This is a genomic window from Pontixanthobacter aquaemixtae (assembly GCF_009827395.1).
In the GTDB taxonomy this organism is placed as follows: Bacteria; Pseudomonadota; Alphaproteobacteria; order Sphingomonadales; family Sphingomonadaceae; genus Pontixanthobacter; species Pontixanthobacter aquaemixtae.
Genome location: NZ_WTYX01000001.1, coordinates 38,579 through 55,905 on the forward strand (window position 1 = coordinate 38,579; position 17,327 = coordinate 55,905).

The following is a 17,327-nucleotide window of genomic DNA, read 5'->3' on the forward strand; positions in this document are numbered from 1 at the left end:
AGATCAAACCCTTTCGAAATTGAGGGTGATTTCGGTGCAGGCGTGGCCGCTTTGCTCAATCACCAGGCTCGCCCGATTCTCAGCGCGCTCCTGCAATCTGATCGCGAAGACCCGCCCCAACTCGACATAGCGGGTAAACCGCATGTCTCCACGGGCCACTCTCAGCGGAGCTCCCTCTTCCAGCAGATGGACAAATTGATGCGCGGCTTCGGCCAGATGCGTCGCGTTCACATGGTCGCCCGATCCGCTCATATAAGGGTGCGCGGGCGGGAAGGCGTTTTCCAGCGTCATCAGGCCGTTGGCTTCCGGAGTGTCATCGCCGGTCAGGGGGCCAATCAATGCCGGGCCTACACCCGCGCTGCCAACCGTTTCGACCTTGGCAAATTCGAACGCGGAAAGGTCAACCGTGGCGCCGCTGCTTTGTTTCGCCTTGTCCCGCCACGCTTCGAAATCGCGCGTGCGAAATTCGACACCCTTGCTCAGCATAGAGCAAATCTCGCGGTCCTGCGCGTCGAACAGGGTCAGCCGGCTCGCCTGTTTTCCGTTCTCTTCGACTATGTCTGATACGCCATGCGCAAAACCGCCAATTTCTGCGTCACCGCTACGCCAGCGTGTCCAGGTCAGCGCGGTCCACTTGGTGCCATCGAAGGTCCCGCGCTGGCGCGCCGCCTCGACACTTGCCCAATATTGGAGATTTTGCACCGCGATCGGATGATGCGGGTGCAATTCCAACCAAGGCCAAGCCGCAAGGTCACCTGAACACCGGAAGCTGACTTTGCCGTCATCGTGCACAATGCGGTTATGCGTGAACTGGATATCGGGTGCTGTATTGCCCATGGCCTGCGCAGATCAGCTTTTCACCTTGTCCTGAAAGCTTTTGCGCAATTTCATGATCTTGGGCGGAATGACCGCGAGACAATAGGGATTGCTCTTGCCTTCGCCTTCCCAATATTCCTGATGGTAATCCTCTGCCGGGAACCACTGGGTGGCGTCTTCTACCGTTGTCACCGCTTCTCCAGGATGTTCTGCGTTCCAACGCTCGATCGCGGCATTTGCCTCGCTTCGCTGGTCATCATCCAAGGGAAAAATCGCGCTGCGATATTGTGTGCCGATATCATTGCCCTGCCGGTTGAGCTGGGTCGGATCATGCGTGCCCAGAAACACATCATAAATTTCGGGCAGAGTGATCACGTCGGGGTCAAAGGTTACGCGGATGGCTTCTGCATGGCCGGTCGTGCCGGTGCACACCTGTTTATAAGTCGGATCGCTTACCGTGCCGCCAATATATCCGCTTTCGACCTCGCTCACGCCGATCACATCACGGAACACGGCTTCGGTGCACCAGAAGCACCCGCCGGCAATGATGGCTTGTTTTGTGTCGGTCATGTGGCTCTCACGTTTTCCAATTGGGACTTTCCAAACATAGATAGGAAGCCAGCGTTCACTTGTCATCGCCGCGTGCGCGTCTAAAGTGCGGGGCAGGATAAGACACACTTCCCCGGAGAGTATTATGCGTTCGATTTTTGTTGCTACCGCTGCGGCTGCGGCCTTTGCATTGGCCGTGCCCGCTGTCGCCGATGATCATGGCAAAATGGCGTCGCTGACCGATGTGCTTGCATCCGACCATCGCGACGATGATCGCGCGCGCGACCAATATCGCAAGCCGGCCGAAACGCTCGCTTTCTTCCAGATAGAGCCGACCATGACTGTGGCCGAATTCGGCCCGGGCGGCGGCTGGTACACACGGGTGCTGGCGCCGTGGATCATGCCGCATGGCAAATATCTGGCGTTCAACGGCGATAGCGATGCAGGCACATATAATTCGCGCGCGCAGGAAGCCCGGGCCAAAGGCTGGACCGAACGGTTCAAAAGCGATCTTGCCGAAGCAATGGAGGTTGATGCCTCTGAAGTCACAGCCTTTGAAACCGATGAAATGCCCGAAGACATTGCCGGAACGGTCGACCGCGTGGTGATCTTCCGTTCGATGCACGGTCTGAACAACGGTAATTCCGCCGACGATGTGCTCAAGGCCGCGCGCGTTATGCTCAAGGATGATGGCATGGTCGGCGTGGTGCAACACCGCGCACCGCAAGGCGCAAGCTATGACGATTACGGCGCGCGGCAGCGTGGATATATGCGCACGCAGGATGTCGTTGCGATTTTCCGGGCGAACGGATTTGAACTGGTCGCGGAAAGCGAAATTAACGCCAATCCAAAAGATCCGGCGAATTGGGAAGGCGGGGTTTGGACGCTTCCACCCGCTCTCGGCTTTGGCCGGCAATCGGCAGAAGAACAGGCAAAGCACCGCGCCATCGGCGAATCGGACCGGATGACTCTGCTGTTCAAGAAAGCCCAGTGAGTTTAAGGGCAGCGGCATGACCAAAGTTACTGTCGCTGCCCTCCAGCTTGCTCTTGGCTCTGATGATGAGAGCACCAATATCGACGCCGTTTCGCAACTGGTCGAACACGCAGCGGAGAAGGGCGCGCAGATAATCCTGCCGCCCGAATTGTTTTCAGGGCCCTATTTCTGCCGCGAAGAGGACGAAGCGCTGTTTGCGCTGGCCCGGCCAACGCTCGAACACCCCTCGGTCATTGCCATGCGCAAGCTCGCCAAATCTCTCGGCGTCGTGGTTCCGGTGAGCTTTTTCGAACGCGACGGGCATCACTATTACAACACCATTGCGATGGTGGACGGCGAAGGCGAAGTGCTCGGCACCTACCGCAAGAGCCACATTCCCGACGGCCCCGGCTATGAAGAGAAATTCTATTTCCGCCCGGGCAATGACGGGTTCAAAGTCTGGGATGTTTTCGGCGCCAAAGTCGGCGTCGGCATCTGCTGGGACCAGTGGTATCCCGAAGTCGCGCGGGCGATGGCTCTGCAAGGCGCGGAAATGTTGTTCTATCCGACCGCTATCGGCTCTGAACCCTATGATGAGGAACTCGACACCAGCCGTATGTGGCGCCGCGCGATGCAGGGGCATGCGGTTTCCAATTGCATGCCGGTGATCGCCGCCAACCGGATCGGCAAGGAAGGCGAGCAGAGCTTTTATGGCCACAGCTTCATAGCCAATGAGTGGGGCGATCTGGTGTGCGAATTCGGGGCGGAGGAAGACGGCGTGCTTATCTCTACATTCGATCTGGCGATTGCTGCAAAACACCGCGCGGGAATGGGTTTCTTCCGCGATCGCCGCCCGCAGCTTTATGGCCGGCTGGTAGAGGATATTTGACCCATACCTATCTGATCGCTTTGGGCGGGAATATGCGGCATGCCCGATATGGCGGCCCGGGCAAGGTGCTTGCATCGGCAATAGACGCGCTCGATTCGCTCGGATCGGTTCGCGCGTTTTCGCGGATTATAGGCAGCGCAGCGATCGGCCCGTCACAGCGGCGCTTTGCCAATGCAGCACTGGTGCTTGCGGCTGACATTGCGCCGGACAGGCTCCTCGCCGGGCTCAAGAAAATAGAGCGCAATTTCGGAAAACGCGGCGGGCAGCGGTGGTCGGCGCGCGTGCTGGATCTCGATATTATCCTGTGGAGCGGGGGAATCTGGGCTTCTCCCGGCCTCTCCATCCCGCATACATGCTTTCGCGAAAGGGGCTTTGTCCTGGGCCTGGCAGCAGAGATCGCCCCCGACTGGCGCGACCCGATTTCATCTTTATCTGTCCGACAGCTCAATGCCCGCTTGACCAAGCCGCGCCCCATCCCTAGTGGACGCCTCCGGTGAACAAACCACAAAGCGTGGGCCCTTAGCTCAGTCGGTAGAGCAACTGACTTTTAATCAGTAGGTCGCTGGTTCGAACCCAGCAGGGCTCACCACCTTTTCAATGCTTTACCCCAAAGCAACAAGATACCCACTATCTACAGCAACCACATAGCAACCACGCCGACAGGCTTTATATGGTTGGACTTGTGCACTACCTTTGGATCTCAAGTGCGAGCGAATCGTCTCGCACCTTGCTGACCAGCTTGTGAGACAGGTCGCGTGGTCCGCCTGTTTGATATAAAAAACCAATCAGATAATTTGGAGGCACGCCATTGCGATCCGCATACAGGAGCTGTTTGGCGAAGCGAGATAAATCCTGTGGGCTCAAAAAATCCCTGTGTGGATCGATAGCGAGCAACCCCCAATAAAAAGGGTTTTCAGCGTACTCTGGCGATTCAGGGGTCGTGCTAAGACGCTGAACCAAACTCTTAATTGTGTTCGCTCCACCCTTTCTTGATTTCGTCTCGCGGATCAGGGCGTATGCCTCTCTACGCAGATACCCGTTGGCGGAATCAAAAGGCCGTAGGCCTTTGACCGATTGCCTCTGACTAAAACCATCGCGAATAAATTCAGCAGCGTCATCAAAGGCCCATTGCGAATCAGATAATTTTCTCGGTCTGCTTTTAAGGTATCGCTGCTTCGACTTTCCCAAAGTCCGTCCCTTCATCGCATTTGGAAGCGATACTGTATCGCTGTCAGTGGTGCCAATCATGTTCCGTGAACAGTTGTTGGCGAAGTTTGAGCAATCTTGAAAACCAAACGCATGGGTCTTCAAGAGCCAGCCCAAAAGTTGGGCTATTATCTCAGTATGGAAAACACAAGAGAACCGATCGGCAATGCCACACGCTGGCTGACAGAGGCTGAAACCGCCGCTCGTCTTGGGATGAGCAGAAAATGGCTGCAGAAAAACCGACTAACCGGTGAAGGCATTCGGTTTGCCAAATTTGGCCATGCAGTCAGATATTCGTTGGCAGACATAGAGCGCTACGAAGCTGTACAGTTACGGCTTAGCACGAGCGATATTGGCATAATCCAATGAGCCAACCTTCAAAAGACAGGTGTGAGAAAGAATTTTTCTGCACGTCAATACGGCCCATCCCACCTTAGCAAATCACCTCTGCACCAAAGCATTATGTAATATACACCAATACTCACTGAGGCCTCGCACTGCTCCCTATCCATGGGCGTGGCATGGCCTAGTGATGCCAAACTAAGGCTTCAATCAATGAAAAAAAGTAATCCTAAGTCTCCTCGCGATAGAGGTGAGCGCCGCATAGCCAAACTTGAAACAAAGATTCTTGATGCGATAAAACAAGTTGATCAATCAGGCCCTCATCGATCCACGTTAGAGTCGTTGATGGGTATAAATGATCGTGCATCTTTGCTGCTCGCTTCAGACTTAAAGGCCCGATCAAAACTTGGTGATACATTCGCAAAATTAATGCTGGAACACCGGCAAGAATTTCCCGAGATGCACTATTACCATCTGACGCTAATCGACGATGTGGGCAATGTGTCAGACCGACACCCGATCGTTGATGTTAAGAAGTTGCTCAATAAGGCGGACCGAGCGCTGAGACGGCTTGGGCTGAACGGTGTTTTTGTAGTGGAGGCACATCCCCTAGCCAACTACCCGCAAGGTGGTGCGGGGCGCTACGTCTTGTTCCACTCTCATATACTTGGCTATTCTGAAACCCCTCTCGACGTTTCGACCGCAGAAGCAGATCTGATCAATGGCGGGGCATGGCAAAATTCAATGGGTGCAAAGCCCGTCGTGATTAAGGAGGTTGGGCCTGCAAGCGAAGACCTCGAACGTTTGGCTAGGTACATAGTTAAACCACCTCACAGTGCGAAAAATAGGCGGCCGCGAAAGGAGGATCCATCTAGGTTCAAGCTGCTCAATACATATAAGGGTTATCGGCCAGAGTTTGCCTTGAGGACCATGGAGATATTCTCCCAAATTGAATTGCTCGATCTCATTTCGTCAGTCGGATCAGGCAAGCAGATAAGGCAGCAGCTAAGAGCAGAAATGAACTCTTGGCATCGTGAACGACCTGCCACGGTGGATACACTGGAAGGTGATTTCGACATCTGGCAATTTTGGTACCACTTTCGAAAAGGATTTGGTTCAAAGAACTATTTGCCAGTCCGAGTGATTAGTGGGGGTTACAGACCTCGCAAGATTCGCAAGCAGGCAAAACATGGTCGGTCAAACGCGGCATAGATGTCCAAGTGGTTGCATTCGTACGCAGCCCACGCGCTGCTTTCGGTTCATCCGGACATTGCGATCACTCTGTAAGCCATGTTCGGATGACCCAAGCCACCGCACCAAGCACAGTCACGCTCATCCCCCAAATGGCGACCATCCACAAGAGACGTTTCCAGAGCGGAGAGGTCGATTCACTACTCGACGTCATCAATGATACCCCTCGTCACCTACCTTGCCTCGAAACACCCAATAGGCCCACGCCGTGTAGGCCAAGATAAGCGGCAGGGTGATGGCCACACCGATAAGCATGAATATCTGGCTCTTTTCTGGCGCTGCAGCATCCCAGATAGTTAAACCGGGTGGGACGACATAAGGCCACATTGTTACGCCCAATCCGGCCATGCCAAAGAAGAACAGAGCCAGTGACAGCCAAAATGGTTTGCTGTGGCGCTCCGCCTTGAGCGAGCGGATCAAGGCAACCGCGACGATTGCCGTTAGGATTGGAACAGGAGCCGCGAAGTATATCTCGGGTGCAGTCATCCACCTTTCAGCATATTCGGCATTGAGCACCAGATTGTAGAGGCTGACGGCACCCAATAGCACGATGGTCGCCAGAGCCGATATCTTGCCCAACTGCCTAGCTTTCGCCTGTCCCGTTCCGTCTAGCTTCCAGACCAACCACGTTGCCCCAAGAAGTGCATAGCCAGCTACCGTGCCTAAGCCGGTGAGCAGGGTGTACGGCGTCAGCCAATCGAACCAGCTACCCGCGTAAGCCCGATCAACCACTTCGATGCCCTGAAGCAGCGCGCCCAACGTCATGCCTTGCGCCATTGCTGCGACCAGGGAACCGCCTGCGAATGCCGCATCCCAGAACTGGCGATGGTTCGGATCGCGCCATCTATACTCGAACGCAACGCCGCGAAACACGAGGCCAAGAAGCATGGCAATTATCAGAGGATACGTGGCTGGCAGAATTACGGCATAAGCTAACGGGAAAGCAGCCATTAACCCGCCGCCGCCAAGCACAAGCCAAGTTTCGTTTCCATCCCAAACAGGGGCAATGGAATTCATCGCTCGATCTCGTTCCGAACCAACCTGAAAAGTCGGAAACAATATTCCAATGCCAAGATCAAAACCGTCCATCACCACATAGGCAAAAACAGCGAAGGCGATAATGAATGCCCAGATGACTGTGAGGTCCATTACACATCCTCCTTATCGGTCGGAAGCGCTTCCGCGCCCCCGGGATTTTGTGTGGGGCCAGGTGTGATGCCTGCGGTCCTGATCGGACCAGTGTCACCGCGTTTTGCGCCCAGTTCACCCGTATGCGGCCGCTTGCCCATAAGGCGCAAGATATACATTGTGCCGGCTCCAAACACGGCGAAGTAGACAAGAACGAAGGCGAGCAGTGATGCCCCAACTGCGGGCGCATCAAGAGGGCTGGCAGCGTCCGCCGTCCGCATCAGGCCGTAAACCACGTAGGGCTGCCTTCCGACCTCGGTCGTGATCCAACCGGCGATAACGGCAACAAAGCCTGACGGGGCCATGATGAGCGCGGCGCGGTGCAACCCCGGCCATTCATACAACCGATTGCGGAACCGTGCGAGCAAGCTCCAAAGTCCGATGCCAAGCATTGCAAACCCGATCCCGACCATAATTCGGAAAGACCAGAACACGATGCCGACAGGCGGTTCTTCATCATCCGGAATTGTGTCCAATCCTGCAAGTGGCGCGTTGGGGTCATGCTTCAAAATCAGCGATGATGCTTTGGGAATTTCGATAGCATAATCGACCCGCTTCTCCTCACTGTTAGGAATACCAAACAAGATTAGCGGAGCACCATTCGGATGGCTGTCATAGTGGCCCTCCATTGCCATGACTTTTTGGGGCTGATGTTCGAGGGTGTTGAGGCCGTGCATGTCCCCGGCAAAGATCTGCAGGGGAGCGACGGTAACCGCCATCCACATCGCCATAGAGAACATCTTGCGCGCGTGGGCGTTGCTGCGATCTTTCAGTAGGTGCCATGCGCCAACGCCGCCAACGACAAATGCGGTGGTCAGGTAGGTCGCCATGAGAGTGTGTACGAGCCGGTATGGGAAACTTGGATTGAAGACGATGTCGAACCAACTGTCGCCCGGCAGAAATTGGCCGTTCGCACCCATCACGTGGCCCACCGGCGTTTGCATCCAACTGTTTACCGACAAGATCCAGAAGGCAGAAATAAAAGTGCCCAACGCGACCATGCAAGTTGCCGCGAAATGCAGCCTTTTGCCGACCTTGTTCATGCCGAACAGCATTACGCCTAGAAAGCCTGCCTCCAAGAAAAAGGCCGTCAGTACTTCATATGCCATCAGCGGCCCGATCACCGGACCGGCTTTGTCCGAAAAGACGGACCAATTCGTGCCAAACTGATAGCTCATTACTATGCCCGAAACGACGCCCATCGCGAAAGCGATGGCGAATATCTTGACCCAATATTTGAACAGATCGAGGTAGAGTTGCTTACTCGTTTTCAACCATAGACCTTCAAGCACCATCAGGTAGCTTGCCAGCCCGATAGAGAAAGACGGAAAAATGAAATGAAAGCTTACCGTGAAAGCAAACTGTATGCGAGCGAGCAGTAGAGCATCGAGACCATCAAACATAACTGGCTCCTACTTTTTAACCTCTCCTGGTCACATCAGAGCCGCAGATGTTTCCACTAGCTCATTGGGCAACGAAGCTACTGCGTTCGCTTTAACCATCGATAGTCGAGGGCATAAGCCCCGCCGCCTTTGAACCATAGGAATGCCAAAGCACCCATGATTGCTACGTTCTTAAACAACGGTCCGACATGGCCAGGCGCGATATGTGTGAAGAAGGTAATCGGAAGTAGCGTCACGAGAATAAGCAGCGCAGAGAGCCTAGTAAAAAAGCCAATGGCCAAAGTGATACCAAAGATGATGAAAACCACGCCGCTAAGCCAAAGCAAAACCGACGGATCGCCAATCGAGTTCACGACTTCCCTCCATGGCGACTTGTCCATTCGGTCCAGCATGTATTGGTGCTGGCCGAAATGCCCGAGTCCGCCGATTATGAATATCAAGCTAGTCATTACCCGGAATACCGGCTCGACAAGCCTACTCAGACGGACTGATGGTGTCAGCCAGTTGTCAATTGTCTCAAGCATTTTGCGTTTCCCTTTCAGTCAATCTTCGTGGTGCGCAAATACGGACGCAGGGTAGTCCAGCCCTGCGGAAATAGTGGCTTAGCCACTTCGTCAGAAATTGACGGCGGGATGATGACGTCGGAACCGGAGCGCCAATCTGCAGGCGTTGCGATTTGCTTGGCATCGGACAGCTGCAAGGCATCAATCACGCGCAGTATCTCGTCAAAATTCCGGCCGCAGCTCATCGGATAGGTCATTGTCAGACGGATTTTCTTGTCCGGATCGATAATGAACACCGCACGGACTGCTGCCGTTTCGCTCTGGTCAGGGTGGATCATGTCATAGAGCTTCGCAATTGACAGGTCTGCATCCGCGACGATGGGGAATTTCAGGTCGGTGTGCTGGGTATCGTTCACGTCTTCGATCCACTTGCGATGCTCTTCGGCTGTATCGGTCGAGAGACCAATCGGCTTGGTATTGCGTTGCTCGAATTCAGCCGCCAGTTGAGCCGTGCGGCCCATTTCGGTCGTGCAGACAGGCGTAAAGTCAGCAGGGTGGCTAAAGAAAAAGACCCAAGAGCTTCCGGCCCATTCGTGAAAGTTGATTTCGCCGTTCTGGGTATCGACAGTGAAGTCGGGCGCGATATCGCCAATGTGGAGGGACATAAGAATTTCCTTTTTAGTTGGGGGTAGGGCTGTTGGAGAGATTGGCTTTGCGCCAGCGGTAGAATGTCTTCTCAGAGACGCCGACTTCGCGGCAGCTCTCACAAACGCCAGAGCCGGAAGTAATCAGGCGCTCTATTTGACGACATTTCTCGTCTTTATTTCTGATTGCAGTCATCAGATCATACCTCGGGCCAGATCATCGATTGGCGCAGTGTCCAGACCGTCATCCTTGGCCAGTTCGACAAAGGCGCGATCTTGTGAGAGATAAATGCGACCATGAAGGTCATCGAGAAAATGGGTGCGCTTTAGACGGTCGGTAACTGGCCCTTTCACTTCGGAGAGGTGCAGTCCGATATTGCCGTCTGCTAGTCGGTGATTGATCGCCTCCAAGCTTTCGAGGCCGGATGCGTCAATCTCATTCACCGCGCTGCACATCAGGATGACGTGGCGGAGTTTTGGACGCTCGGCGACACGCTCTAGAACGTATTCCTCAAGCCAGCGTGCGTTGAGATAAGTCAGGCTCTCATCAATCCGGATCGAGAGCACATGCGGTACGGTGAACACCCTGTGACGATCAACATTGCGAAAGTGTTCGGTCTCGGGGACACGGCCAACAATCGCTGCATGTGGGCGACTGGCACGCCACAAGTAAAGCAAAAGACCGACTGCAACTCCGGCGATCACGCCCAGCTCTACACCCGCCCACAGTGTAATGCCGATGGTTGCGGCATGTGCAGCAAAATCAGCCTTGGAATAGCGCCACAGCCTGCCTGGTGTTTTCAGATCAACTAGGCTCAGGACAGCAACGATGATCGTTGCAGCCAGTGTCGCAACCGGAAGGGAAAACAGAAGCGGTGTGAGGAAAAGGGTGGCAAGGGCAATGCCTATTGCTGTGTATGCGCCCGCTGCGGGGGTCTGTGCGCCTGCATCGAAGTTTACTGCCGAGCGCGCGAAACCTCCGGTTACTGGGTACCCCCCAGAAAAGGCGCTCGCGATATTCGCAGCGCCGAGCCCGATCAATTCTTGATCGGGCGTAATTCTTTGACGTCGTTTGGCCGCGAGCGTTTGAGCAACCGAAACGCTTTCCACAAAGCCTATTATCGAAATTAGGAGCGCTGGCACCCACAACTTCTCTATCAGCGAGAGGTCAGTGGAGGGGACTGCAAAAGGTGGAAGGCCTTGGGGGATCGCGCCCACCAGATTGACACCCCGTCCATCCAGATCGAAGGCAAGAACAGCCAGAATTGTCAGCGCAACAGCCGCAACGGGCCCGGCTTTGGCCGTCATTTCAGCTGCGCGTTTTGGTAATCCTATTACCTGCAAGGCGGGTTTCGCGCCCTTACGTACCCAGAACAGAAACAGGGTTGCTGGTATCCCGACCGCAAGCGTCCATGGGTTGGTGTCAACGATAGCACTCGCCAGAGAGGCGAGCATATCGGGCCAATTGTCGCCGCCCGCCTGAACACCAAGAATGTGCTTGAGCTGACTTGTTGCGATCAAAATGCCAGATGCAGTAATGAATCCACTGATGACAGGGTGGGACAGCAAGTTTGCCAGAAAACCGGCTCTTAACAGGCCGAGAATGGCAAGCATGATACCTGACAAAGCGGCCAAGGTGATTGCTGCTTCTAGGTATTGTGCCGTGCCCTGATCTGCGACTGCGCCAGCCGCCGATGCAGTCATCAATGAGACCACGGCAACCGGCCCCACGGCCAATGTACGGCTTGTCCCGAAGATGGCGTAGAAGACCAAAGGAAGAATGGATGCATACAGTCCGACCACCGGCGGTAGACCGGCAAGCAAGGCATAGGCCAAGCTCTGCGGTATCAACATTATTGTCACGATCACCGCTGCCATCAGATCATTGGACAGCACCGTTCGATCATAAGTTCGACCCCACTCAAGGATCGGAAGATGTCGTGACAGGATGTTCATCGGGTCAACCGTTCACGCTTACTGCGCGATCAGCCCGCCGGGGCCGGCCATCCACTCGCGGCCCTTGAGCATCCCGTTCCAGTAAATCCACGGCAGCGCATCGGCTTTGAGCATCCATGACAGGCGAGCGGGCTTCGTGCCGTCAATCAGCCAAGTCGGAAAACTTGGAGCTAGCTTTCCACCATAAGCAAACTCAGCGAGCACGATTTTTCCGCGCTCAACCGTCAATGGGCATGATCCATACCCGTCATAACCTGCCTTTGGGCCTTTGCCGTCTAGCTGTTGCAAAACGTTCACGGCCACTACTGGCGCTTGTACACGCGCTGCGGCGGCTGTCTTCGCATTGGGCATCGCGCCCGCGTCACCCAATCCAAAGACATTTGGGTATCGCACATGTTGCAGTGTGTGATGATCTACGTCGGTGAACCCGCTTGCTGCCGCGAGCGGACTCTCAGCTAAGAACTGTGGCGCAACTTGTGGCGGCACAACATGCAGCATATCAAAATCGCGTGTGACTTCGCCGTCTTCGGTTTCGAACACCGCTTGCCGTGCCCCGCCGTCAACTGCCTTCAGAGTGCTACCAAGTCTGAGGTCAACTCCGTACTTCTCGATATAGTTCATCAGCGCGGGAACGTAGTCCGCAACGCCGAAAAGAACGCCCCCAGCATTGTCAAACTCGACATTGATTTGATCAAGAACGCCCGAACGCAGCCAGTGGTCGCAAGACAGATACATCGCCTTCTGCGGGGCACCAGCACATTTAATCGGCATCGGCGGTTGGCTGAAAATCGCTCGGCCTTGTTTAAGGCCTTGCACCAATTCCCAAGTGTAAGGAGCAAGATCGTATCGATAGTTGGACGTGACGCCGTGCTTTCCAAGAGTTTCTTCAAGCCCTTCAATCTGCTCCCAAGCAAGCCGGATGCCGGGCGCTACCACAAGGGCTTCATATGATAACGTAGACCCATCTTCGAGCGTGACTTGGTTGTCGTCAGGTTGGAGCGATTTAGCAGCGAGCTTAAGCCAAGTGACGCCCTTGGGCATTACACTAGCCATCGTTCTGCGCGTAACTTCTTGTTCGAAAACACCGCCACCCACCATTGTCCAGCCAGGTTGATAGGCGTGCGTATCGGCAGGCTCGACGATGGCGATATCAAGTCCTGATCTGCGCTTAAGCAATGATGCTGCCGTGGCGATCCCCGCAGCGCCGCCGCCGACTACGACGACCGTGTGTGAAACAGGCATGGTTGCTCTCCTAGAATTCAGAACTGAGTTGGTCGCTCATCGCGGACAGATCGTAGCCAGCATCAGCGGCTCGCTTGAGCCGTTCCGATGGAGAAACGCTGTTTGGATTGGCCAATGTGTCCAGTGTGATAGAGCGTGTGCCGGTGCGACAATATGCCAGCACAGGTCCTTGCGTTCCGCGTCGCACGGCTCGAAAGGCAGCGATTGCAGCTTCGGGAAATTTTCCTCCAGCGACGGGGATATGATGGAATGCAAGACCTGCGGCCTGTGCTGCATCGCGCATCTCGGCAACGGTGGGCTGCCCGTCTTCTTCACCATCCGGACGGTTGCAAAGCACAGCTGCGAACCCCAGGTCAGCCAATATGACTAAGTCATCAGGTTGCATCTGGGGAGCGACCGCAAAGCCTTCTGTGACGTTGCGAACATCCATCACGCATTTCCTTCCGTCAGGCGGATAAGGAACATGCCAGCAAGCATCGCAGCCACGAAAATGGCGGCTGAAATTGGTTCAATCACAAGTGCTGCAATACCCGGTCCGGGACAAAGGCCTGCGACACCCCATCCGATCCCAAAAAGAGCGGACCCGCCGATAAGTCTTGGTGTTAGGTCTCGCCGCGATGGAAGAGCAAAGGTGTCGGCGAAGATTGGCCGCGCCAATTTTGGCTGCAACTGCCATGCGATTGCCATAACGATTACGGCTCCGCCCATGACAAACGCCAGTGTTGGGTCCCAATCACCAAACAGATTCAAGAAGCCGCGGACACGTGCAGGATCGGTCATGCCGCCTAACGTTAGGCCAGCGCCGAACAACACCCCTGATAGAAGTATCGGAAGGTTGCGACTGATCATGGCAGAACCTTCAAGCCCAAAGCATTCATCGTCGCGACGGTTGCGATACCAAAAGCCATGAAGGTAGCTGTCGCGACCAGAGAGCGAGGCGAAAGGCGGCTCATGCCGCACACGCCATGACCGCTTGTGCACCCGCTCCCGAGGCGAGTGCCCGCACCAACCAGCAAGCCCGCAACTGCGAGCAGCATTGGGTTTGCAAAGCTTGGTTCAAGCCGGTCTATTGCAGCAATCACAACAAGTGCGCCAAAAGGTAAGCCCAACAGAAATATCCACGCCGACGATTTGCGTAAACTGCTATCGCTGATCCCGGTCGCTCTGGAGGCGATACCGGACACTCCTGCAATCCGTCCGACCCCAAGCAACATCAGCGCTGCAGCGAGACCAATTAGAATGCCGCCGCCAAGTCCGGCGAGTGGAGTAGCGTCAGGGAAGCCGGGCAAGGTCATACCGCATTCACCGGAATTTTGATGTAGCTCACACCGTTGTCTTCAGGCTCGGGCAAGCGCCCGCCGCGGATATTGACCTGCACCGACGGCATGATCAGCGTAGGCATTGCCAATGTCTTGTCGCGGCTAGTCCGCATTGCGACAAAGTCGTCCTCAGACGTTCCATCCTTCACATGCACGTTGCCTTCGCGTTGCTGCTTAACGGTAGTTTCCCAAACATACTCTTCACGGCCCGGTGCTTTGTAGTCGTGACAAAGAAACAGCCGCGTTTCATCGGGGAGTTTCAGAAGGCGACCGATTGACTGAAACAATTGCCTTGCATCGCCACCGGGAAAATCCGCTCTGGCGGTACCAAAGTCTGGCATGAACAGCGTGTCGCCGACAAACGCAGCATCGCCGATGATGAACGCCATGTCGGCGGGTGTGTGCCCCGGCACATGAAGAGCAATACCTTCCAATTCCCCTATCGCGAACGCCTCGCCATCATCAAACAGCTTGTCGAACTGCGATCCGTCCCGCTTAAAGTCGGTGCCCGCGTTGAACAGTTTTCCAAAGACGTCCTGCACTCGAATGATCTCACGACCGATGGCAAGCCTGCCTCCCAGTTTTTCTTGGAGATATGGCGCAGCCGAAATGTGATCCGCATGCGCATGGGTCTCAATTAGCCATACCACTTTCAGATTATTAGAAGTGATATATTCAACAATGCGGTCGGCCGATCCATGCGATGTGCGTCCGGCCGCCGCATCATAGTCCAAAACCGAGTCGATAATCGCCGCCTCACAGGACTTCGGATCGTGCACTACATAGCTAATTGTATTCGTAGTTTCGTCGAAAAATCCGGCAATCGTCGGTTTGAGCGACTTGTCAGATTGAGCGCGTTCTATCTGAGTGGCGGCGCACTGAAGGGGCTTGTCAGGATCTCTCACTGCGAATCTCCAATTATCAATTACATTAAATATGTATATGTATTGCATTCTCCCTGTCAAGTGCTACTGAGTTTTCATGGAACAGCATGAAACAAGAAACGCACCTTGCGCAGGCCTGCGTATTGGCGATGAAGCGCCAGACTTTTCGGCGCGGAGCACAGCGGGAAAAGTTCAACTCTCCGACTATCGCGGCAAATGGTTGATCTTGTTCTCACATCCTGCGGACTTCACGCCGGTCTGCACGACCGAGTTTGTAGCGCTCGCCCGGGAAGCCGACGAGTTCGAGAAGCGCAACTGTGAGTTGATGGCGCTTTCGGTAGACAGCCTATTCTCACACTTTGCTTGGCTGCGGATGATCCGCGACCGTTTCGATTTAGAAGTGAGGTTCCCGATAATTGAAGACCCAACGCTGGTGATCGGAACTGCCTACGGAATGGTTGCGCCAAAGGATAATGACAGCGCTACGGTCCGCACTACTTTCTTCATTGATCCGGACGGGATCATTAGGGCTATGACTTGTTATCCAGCCAATGTCGGGCGTTCGACGCCAGAAATGCTTCGGATGTTAGATGCACTCATGGCCGTTGATGAGGAGGCTGCATTAGCTCCGGCGAATTGGCATCCGGGCGATCCGATGCTCCGCCAGCCCCCTGCCAACCTTGACGATGTCTTTTCCGCAAAGGGCGAAACCGATTGGTTTTTGGCTGAGACCAGCACGGAGGACCGCAAGTGAGCGACGATCCATCTATTGAAATATTGAAAGCACTCGCGCACCCAATCCGGCTAAAGCTCCTTCAAGTGCTGGCAGACGAAGAGCTCAACGTCGGTGAGATCGAGGTGGCATCGAAAGTAGGTCAACCAGCGCTCTCGCAGCAACTGGCCGTGCTGCGAAACGCAGGGATCGTTCAAACACGAAAAGATGCAAAACTGGTATTCTATCGGATCGATAAAGAGAGCTTGTCTGGCGTAGCGGCGTTGATCGAGGGGCTTGCTAGCAAGCGGTCGATGTCTCCAAAGTCCTCGAGAACATCAGCTCGGGGCGTAGCTAACTTTGCGCGTATGTCGTAGTTTGACGGTTACGGCATTCTCTCTTAGCCCGTCAGTAGGAATTCACAGTAGCATATCGAGTTGGTGGTCCGCTTTGCGCCCCAATCTCGGTCATAAGGGGTTTGCTTTCGAGGGCCTGAAAGCAGACATCCTATTCGGCCGCTTCGGCTAAGGAGGAGGGCGACTGCGTTTTCACAACTCGATCCATCGGTCAGAGCCGTATCCACTAGACACTAAATGCCAAAGTTTGACCAGGGTAACTGTTCAATCTTGGGGTTGAACCACTCGGCGGTAAAGGTGCCATGTTGCATGTCCTAACACTGGCAAGGCGATTAACAGTCCCAAAAAAAGCGAGACTATAGCCACAAACAGTGATGTAGCGATGATCACCGCCCAGCAGAGCAGGATCACGAGATTGGCGCGAAAAGCGCGTAGGCTGGTGATAATCGCTGTCAGAAAATCCACTTCGCGATCGACCAGCATCGGCAGGCTGACGACAGTGATGGTGTAGAACACCAAAGCTATCAGAGCTCCGGCGATGCCGCCGACCAATAGCATGGCAACGCCTAGCGTGGTGGCTAGAAATTCCAGTGTCTCAGATCCGGCTCCGGCCTCGACTACAAAGATCGAGAAGATTGTGTGGGCTACGATTGTCCAGAAACTGAATGCCACAAATAAAAGCACGCCCATGCTCAAAATTTGCTCATCGCCGCGCCCACCTACTGCCTGGAGAACCACTCCCCAATTGACCGGTAATCCGCGCTCTCGCCTCCGGCTCACCTCGTAAAGGCAAACCGCAGCGAACGGGGCAACGACCGGAAAGCCAGCCGCCGCCGCTATGAGCCATACATATTCACCACGCATGAACAGCAGGTAAGAAAACGCCAGGCCAGAAAGCACGAACGCTAAGGCAATACACAGCCCGTAAGCCGGGAGCGCGACGAAATCCGCCCAACCAGCCGATAGCGCAGTGCGCAGGTCGGCTAGTTTCAAATCTGTTGCGATGGCGGTAGTGGTCGGCGCGCTTTCCTCATGGCTGTCCATACCGTTCTCTCCCCCGACAGTTGGTTTATATTGTCATTGTTCCCAATGCC

At 54.9% G+C, this 17,327-nt stretch carries 23 protein-coding genes and 1 tRNA gene; 8 read left to right on the top strand and 16 right to left on the bottom strand.

Annotated elements, in window-relative coordinates; translation table 11 throughout:
- Positions 1 to 3: 3 nt before the first annotated feature.
- Both GRI41_RS00205 and msrA read right to left on the bottom strand, forming a co-directional pair.
- Complete coding sequence (locus tag GRI41_RS00205) at positions 4 to 837, bottom strand: hotdog family protein (RefSeq protein WP_160602663.1); 834 nt, start codon at positions 835 to 837, stop codon at positions 4 to 6.
- Between the two features lie 12 nt (positions 838 to 849).
- On the bottom strand, positions 850 to 1,386 hold the full coding sequence (gene msrA / locus GRI41_RS00210; RefSeq protein WP_160602664.1) for a peptide-methionine (S)-S-oxide reductase MsrA: 537 nt from the start codon (positions 1,384 to 1,386) through the stop codon (positions 850 to 852).
- Between the two features lie 124 nt (positions 1,387 to 1,510).
- Between msrA and GRI41_RS00215 the strand changes: the two genes are divergently transcribed.
- The 4 genes from GRI41_RS00215 (at position 1,511) to GRI41_RS00230 (ending at position 3,816) form a co-directional block, all read left to right on the top strand.
- A complete protein-coding gene (locus GRI41_RS00215; RefSeq protein ID WP_160602665.1) occupies positions 1,511 to 2,359 on the top strand; it encodes a class I SAM-dependent methyltransferase in 849 nt (282 codons plus the stop codon).
- 16 nt (positions 2,360 to 2,375) lie between these two features.
- Entirely contained in the window at positions 2,376 to 3,227 is an 852-nt protein-coding gene (gene aguB, locus GRI41_RS00220; protein WP_160602666.1) for an N-carbamoylputrescine amidase, read from the top strand.
- Positions 3,224 to 3,724, top strand: coding sequence for a 2-amino-4-hydroxy-6-hydroxymethyldihydropteridine diphosphokinase (gene folK, locus GRI41_RS00225; protein WP_160602667.1), 501 nt, complete (start codon positions 3,224 to 3,226; stop codon positions 3,722 to 3,724). The genes aguB and folK overlap by 4 nt, the downstream gene beginning before the upstream one ends.
- A 16-nt stretch (positions 3,725 to 3,740) precedes the next feature.
- A tRNA-Lys gene (locus GRI41_RS00230) sits at positions 3,741 to 3,816 on the top strand.
- 98 nt (positions 3,817 to 3,914) lie between these two features.
- Here the strand turns inward: GRI41_RS00230 and GRI41_RS00235 are convergent.
- Complete coding sequence (locus tag GRI41_RS00235; RefSeq protein WP_160602668.1) at positions 3,915 to 4,475, bottom strand: hypothetical protein; 561 nt, start codon at positions 4,473 to 4,475, stop codon at positions 3,915 to 3,917.
- Positions 4,476 to 4,511: 36 nt separating this feature from the next.
- Here GRI41_RS00235 and GRI41_RS00240 point away from each other — a divergent pair, with 36 nt between their 5' ends.
- Both GRI41_RS00240 and GRI41_RS00245 read left to right on the top strand, forming a co-directional pair.
- Positions 4,512 to 4,802: a helix-turn-helix domain-containing protein gene (locus tag GRI41_RS00240; RefSeq protein ID WP_160602669.1), complete on the top strand. Its 291-nt coding sequence runs from the start codon at positions 4,512 to 4,514 to the stop codon at positions 4,800 to 4,802.
- Between the two features lie 186 nt (positions 4,803 to 4,988).
- Positions 4,989 to 5,987, top strand: a complete 999-nt coding sequence (locus tag GRI41_RS00245; protein WP_160602670.1) for a hypothetical protein — start codon at positions 4,989 to 4,991, stop codon at positions 5,985 to 5,987.
- A 64-nt stretch (positions 5,988 to 6,051) separates the two neighbouring features.
- Here GRI41_RS00245 and GRI41_RS00250 read toward each other — a convergent pair whose 3' ends face one another.
- The 12 genes from GRI41_RS00250 to GRI41_RS00305 all read right to left on the bottom strand — a co-directional run bounded on the left by GRI41_RS00250 (position 6,052) and on the right by GRI41_RS00305 (position 15,186).
- On the bottom strand, positions 6,052 to 6,180 hold the full coding sequence (locus tag GRI41_RS00250) for a DUF2474 domain-containing protein (protein ID WP_160602671.1): 129 nt from the start codon (positions 6,178 to 6,180) through the stop codon (positions 6,052 to 6,054).
- Positions 6,180 to 7,175 carry a cytochrome d ubiquinol oxidase subunit II gene (gene cydB / locus GRI41_RS00255; RefSeq protein WP_160602672.1) on the bottom strand — a complete coding sequence of 332 codons (996 nt, stop codon included), beginning with the start codon at positions 7,173 to 7,175 and terminating at the stop codon, positions 6,180 to 6,182. Before cydB ends, GRI41_RS00250 begins: the two co-directional genes overlap by 1 nt.
- Positions 7,175 to 8,617, bottom strand: a complete 1,443-nt coding sequence (locus tag GRI41_RS00260) for a cytochrome ubiquinol oxidase subunit I (protein WP_160602673.1) — start codon at positions 8,615 to 8,617, stop codon at positions 7,175 to 7,177. Before GRI41_RS00260 ends, cydB begins: the two co-directional genes overlap by 1 nt.
- Before the next feature lie 77 nt (positions 8,618 to 8,694).
- Entirely contained in the window at positions 8,695 to 9,141 is a 447-nt protein-coding gene (locus tag GRI41_RS00265; RefSeq protein ID WP_160602674.1) for a DoxX family protein, read from the bottom strand.
- A 14-nt stretch (positions 9,142 to 9,155) separates the two neighbouring features.
- Positions 9,156 to 9,785, bottom strand: coding sequence for a peroxiredoxin (locus GRI41_RS00270; RefSeq protein WP_160602675.1), 630 nt, complete (start codon positions 9,783 to 9,785; stop codon positions 9,156 to 9,158).
- Positions 9,786 to 9,798: 13 nt separating this feature from the next.
- A complete protein-coding gene (locus GRI41_RS14490) occupies positions 9,799 to 9,960 on the bottom strand; it encodes a transposase (RefSeq protein WP_160602676.1) in 162 nt (53 codons plus the stop codon).
- Positions 9,960 to 11,720 carry a SulP family inorganic anion transporter gene (locus tag GRI41_RS00280; RefSeq protein ID WP_160602677.1) on the bottom strand — a complete coding sequence of 587 codons (1,761 nt, stop codon included), beginning with the start codon at positions 11,718 to 11,720 and terminating at the stop codon, positions 9,960 to 9,962. Before GRI41_RS00280 ends, GRI41_RS14490 begins: the two co-directional genes overlap by 1 nt.
- Before the next feature lie 18 nt (positions 11,721 to 11,738).
- On the bottom strand, positions 11,739 to 12,962 hold the full coding sequence (locus GRI41_RS00285) for an NAD(P)/FAD-dependent oxidoreductase (RefSeq protein WP_160602678.1): 1,224 nt from the start codon (positions 12,960 to 12,962) through the stop codon (positions 11,739 to 11,741).
- Positions 12,963 to 12,972: 10 nt separating this feature from the next.
- Complete coding sequence (locus GRI41_RS14445; RefSeq protein WP_160602679.1) at positions 12,973 to 13,392, bottom strand: TIGR01244 family sulfur transferase; 420 nt, start codon at positions 13,390 to 13,392, stop codon at positions 12,973 to 12,975.
- Positions 13,392 to 13,811, bottom strand: coding sequence for a DUF6691 family protein (locus tag GRI41_RS00295; protein ID WP_160602680.1), 420 nt, complete (start codon positions 13,809 to 13,811; stop codon positions 13,392 to 13,394). The genes GRI41_RS14445 and GRI41_RS00295 overlap by 1 nt, the downstream gene beginning before the upstream one ends.
- Positions 13,808 to 14,257: a YeeE/YedE family protein gene (locus GRI41_RS00300; protein WP_160602681.1), complete on the bottom strand. Its 450-nt coding sequence runs from the start codon at positions 14,255 to 14,257 to the stop codon at positions 13,808 to 13,810. The genes GRI41_RS00295 and GRI41_RS00300 overlap by 4 nt, the downstream gene beginning before the upstream one ends.
- A complete protein-coding gene (locus GRI41_RS00305; RefSeq protein WP_328600488.1) occupies positions 14,254 to 15,186 on the bottom strand; it encodes an MBL fold metallo-hydrolase in 933 nt (310 codons plus the stop codon). The genes GRI41_RS00300 and GRI41_RS00305 overlap by 4 nt, the downstream gene beginning before the upstream one ends.
- Positions 15,187 to 15,262: 76 nt before the next feature.
- Between GRI41_RS00305 and GRI41_RS00310 the strand changes: the two genes are divergently transcribed.
- The gene (locus GRI41_RS00310; protein ID WP_160602683.1) at positions 15,263 to 15,919 is read left to right on the top strand and encodes a peroxiredoxin; all 657 of its coding nucleotides are present in this window, start codon (positions 15,263 to 15,265) and stop codon (positions 15,917 to 15,919) included.
- The gene (locus GRI41_RS00315; RefSeq protein ID WP_160602684.1) at positions 15,916 to 16,254 is read left to right on the top strand and encodes an ArsR/SmtB family transcription factor; all 339 of its coding nucleotides are present in this window, start codon (positions 15,916 to 15,918) and stop codon (positions 16,252 to 16,254) included. Before GRI41_RS00310 ends, GRI41_RS00315 begins: the two co-directional genes overlap by 4 nt.
- Positions 16,255 to 16,497: 243 nt before the next feature.
- Here the strand turns inward: GRI41_RS00315 and GRI41_RS00320 are convergent, their stop codons facing one another.
- Complete coding sequence (locus tag GRI41_RS00320; RefSeq protein ID WP_160602685.1) at positions 16,498 to 17,277, bottom strand: DUF2189 domain-containing protein; 780 nt, start codon at positions 17,275 to 17,277, stop codon at positions 16,498 to 16,500.
- Positions 17,278 to 17,327: the final 50 nt, after the last annotated feature.